Origin of the sequence: Mesorhizobium sp. M2A.F.Ca.ET.039.01.1.1 (assembly GCF_003998035.1) — a bacterium.
Classification (GTDB): Bacteria; Pseudomonadota; Alphaproteobacteria; order Rhizobiales; family Rhizobiaceae; genus Mesorhizobium.
The window spans coordinates 1-3556 of record NZ_RZRY01000649.1; the positions used below are offsets into that span (position 1 = coordinate 1).

The 3556-nt window shown below is 56.3% G+C and carries 4 protein-coding genes; all 4 read right to left on the reverse strand.

Annotation, left to right across the window (positions count from 1 at the left end):
• Positions 1-209: hypothetical protein (locus EOA24_RS31115; RefSeq protein ID WP_133374695.1), on the reverse strand; the 209-nt coding region annotated here is incomplete at its 3' end.
• 7 nt (positions 210-216) lie between these two features.
• Positions 217-882 carry a hypothetical protein gene (locus EOA24_RS31120; protein ID WP_042639131.1) on the reverse strand — a complete coding sequence of 222 codons (666 nt, stop codon included), beginning with the start codon at positions 880-882 and terminating at the stop codon, positions 217-219.
• Between the two features lie 730 nt (positions 883-1612).
• Positions 1613-2305, reverse strand: coding sequence for a hypothetical protein (locus tag EOA24_RS31125; protein ID WP_127256933.1), 693 nt, complete (start codon positions 2303-2305; stop codon positions 1613-1615).
• 32 nt (positions 2306-2337) lie between these two features.
• Entirely contained in the window at positions 2338-3519 is a 1182-nt protein-coding gene (locus EOA24_RS31130; RefSeq protein WP_126081327.1) for a hypothetical protein, read from the reverse strand.
• Positions 3520-3556: the final 37 nt, after the last annotated feature.

Genomic DNA, 3556 nt, shown 5'->3' on the forward strand with positions numbered 1-3556 from the left:
AGCTCCGAGATTTCGCCGCCGACGAGCAGTTGGCGGAGCCTTTCCAGCCGATGGTCGGCGGCTGGAACACCTTCGTAAAGCGTATGGTTGTCCGGATCGACGTTCCGGGCAATTTCCACCAAAAGGCGGGCCAAAGCCTCGCGATCAATACCGGTATCGTTCGAAGCTTGTTTTTGAGAAAGGCTGATTGGTTCGACGCTCGACGTCAAGTTCCGATCAACTCACTTTCCAGCCACGCTCGGAATTGCCCTTGCTGCCGACGGGATCCTGGTTGAGACATTTCGCGACCTCGACGAACAGCCCGGCCAGAAGATTCCGGTCGGTCTTGACGTTGCTGAGATCGGAAAAGATCTTCTCCATGAGCATTTGGGCGCTTTCGTTCTTCTGCTTGATTTCCTCGCGCAGCAAATGGTCGCTTCTGCTCATGCGATCCGCGAATTCGCGCTCGAGCTCACTCAATTGATCCGATAAGGCGCGCACCTGCTTTTCGAGCGCCTGGTTTTGATCGCGAAGATTGCGGTCCATTTCCTTGTCGGCCTCGGCGCGTGCGTCCTTTTCGTTGCGCAACTGCGTCGCCAGCGAGTCAACCTGTTTCTTGGCATTCGACTCGTAGGTTTCAAGATTGCGCTTGGTTTCGGATTCGACATCCTTGAATCGCTGCAGGAACCGTTCCTCAAGCTTGGAGAAGCGGCGATCATAGTCCTGCATCTGATTGCCGAACAAAAGATCGCGTATCTTGTCGACACCTGGAGCGTCACCGCCTGGCCCGCCCTCGCGAGCCTGGGAGGCCATGAAGTTCAGCCCGTTTCCCTCTGAATTACCTATCAGATTTGCATCCGCTTTATTTGCCGAAGAAGCGGCACTAGAAGGTTCCTTGGCCATCTCTAACCCCAATTGCCCACTTAAACATTAGGAGACGGTAAATTATGTCAGACAAATACGAGGCCCGCAAGGTGGAATCCTCTTGGGTTGAAACTGATTCGTCCGCCCCTTGTTCGCCTCTTGGACAGCAGAGCGCATCGAACGGTCCAACGGTCTAATCCATCAGAAGCGACTGGCACTGGTCTATATTGCCCTCGCCGGTTATGCAGACTCTCAGTACATTACCTTCGAAAGCGATGGCGCCGGCCGCCAAAATCAGCCCATATTCGCTGCGTAGAGCGGCTTGCGCCCATAAGGCGCGTGAATAGGTCCCCCCATGCGCCGCCGGGTATCGATGCCTTTGCGGGGTCGAGGCAGATGCGGCGCGCAATGTGCTGCGTCGCAGGTCGGCGGGGTGTCGGCTGGCACGATTTAGCCGGACTATTCCAGGCCCGCTCGACGCAGGCCCTCGACGTATCTGGCGCGGTCCTCAGCCGTATCAGCGGGCGGTATTTCTCGACCCAGTCGATGCTGAGATTCGGCTGTAGAGGTTTGCATTCGACGAGTCCTTGTCGGGCCATTTCCAGATCGCCGGCTAATCCTGCCGCGCTGTGAGTGTGCGCCAGGCGGTTCCAAAGTTTGGTCTCATCAGTACGGCCCGACGTTCAGCCCTTACCACTTCGGAGTAGCGGCCGGCGATGAGATGGCAAAGACCTTCAACGGAATCAACCCTGACAGGGAACATGAGAGACTAGTCGTTCAGCTTTCCGCCACGGTGTCCCATCGTCATCTTGGATGCGTACATCGTCGGTGAACGCTTGCCTGGAAGGTTTGCCTCGAGGACGATCTGTTCGACAAAGCCTTGGTTCATCTCCAACTCCACGCATTCGTCGAGCTTATCAACGAGCCAAACCGCGTAGCCTTCAGGTTCCTTCGCGTCAAATTCCGAATCGTCCGCTGGTATCTTGGGCTCCGGAAACGCCGGGATGATCATTATCTTGGGCTTTGGCAAATCGTAGGTATGTCCCTCATAGGCATAACCGACAATAATCCCGCACGATGTTTTCTGTTCTGGAGATGATCCGAGCATGAATGTGCTTCCTACCGTTGAAATGAACGCAACGCCAAAATTCTTCAGGTCTATCTTGAAATGATAAGAGACTCTGATCGGTATTTTTGGAAATGGAATAATTCCATTTAATATATCTTGGCGGCCTTTGTTGCTATTATATTTCCCCAACACTTCAAGTGCGTTGGCACGTTGCTCGTCGGTGATGGGTGCCCCAGGCGCGGTTTCGACATACATGCCGGTGTCCCCAAAGGGTGCTGGCGCACCGGGCACGCTGAGTCCAATCTCCGCCCCCAAGCCATAGAGCCTGACCTGTGTTGCGTTGTAAGCGCCTGATGGAAACGTTAGTGTCGGTCGGTGATAGTCGTCGCTCATTTTCCTCGCTCCTTTTTGCTGCATCCTTCAGCTCACAAGATCTCCCGCCAGCTGAAATTCTCATCGAATTTTTCCGCGAGCATCGGCGCGACGCGATCGCTGGCGTCCACCACCAACGCCGCGGCCTTTTCGAACGACAGGTCATCCGCATCGAGGCGTGGCCATGCCTGAGCAAGTGCGAGAGCCACCTCGTCCCTTGCTCTGATCAGCATGCTCTTGAACATGAAGGGCCGAGCGCGGAAGGCGCGGGACGTGAAATCCGAGATGCGCTGCATGTCGGATTGGTCGAGATCTTTGATATCGATCCCCAGCAGCCTCTCGTCGGCCAACCCCTCGTGCACCAGTGCCGCGTGGTAGGCGTCGACGATCGTGTCGAACACAGCCCCCGTGAATGGCCGTGACCTGTCATGGATTTCTGCCGTCACCTCCGACATGCGGCGTGCGTTGCTGGCGAGGCGAATCTGCCGATCGCCGGTCAGTTCGGCAATCCGGTTCAGTTCATTGAGAACAAGTAGGTTGCCGTCGCAGTGCCGCAGCAGCCGGTCCATGCCGCTGTCGAAATTCAGGAAGGATAAGAGCGAGACCAGATCCGAACTGGCTTCGTGGAACGGTCCGAAATCGCCTTGAGTCAGGCCGCCGGCTGGTGTCCCGAACAACGAAAACAAGATTGCGTGGCCGACCTCATGTGCGATCACATCGAAGTTGAGCGCGTAGGGATACTTGCCTCCGTCGATGCCGCGCTCTCGGCCGAGTTCCAGATAGCCATAACCCGATTGCGCATTCTCCCAGTTGACGAAGGGGATGATTTCGAGCCGCTCGTACGTCTCGGCAAAATACCAGACAATCGGTTTGCCGAGGTAGCTTTCCCAGATGTCCAGCACGCGGCTGACCGAGGCGAAAGCGTGTGCAGAAAGGAACTGTCGCGAGGTTAGGGAAATCTGATCGAAATGGCCGTCAAAGCCAGCCTCTGCAGGCGGAAAGATTTCCCCGACAAACGGTGGCAGATAAGGGTAGTCGTAAGGCTCCTTGTCGAGGAGCGGATCGCGAACGCAAATGCGGTGATCTTCCGGGCCGGAGCGGATCAGATCGGGTGGAGTAGAAATCCATACTGTTTCGGGTGTTCCATAACCCGAAAGATGAGGGACCTGCGGGTAGACCAGGAACCGCGTTCCCAGCAACCGATCTTGCGCAACGACACGATCGACCGCGTCCAATTGCTTGGCCCCCTCTGACGCTGCCACGCTATCACGG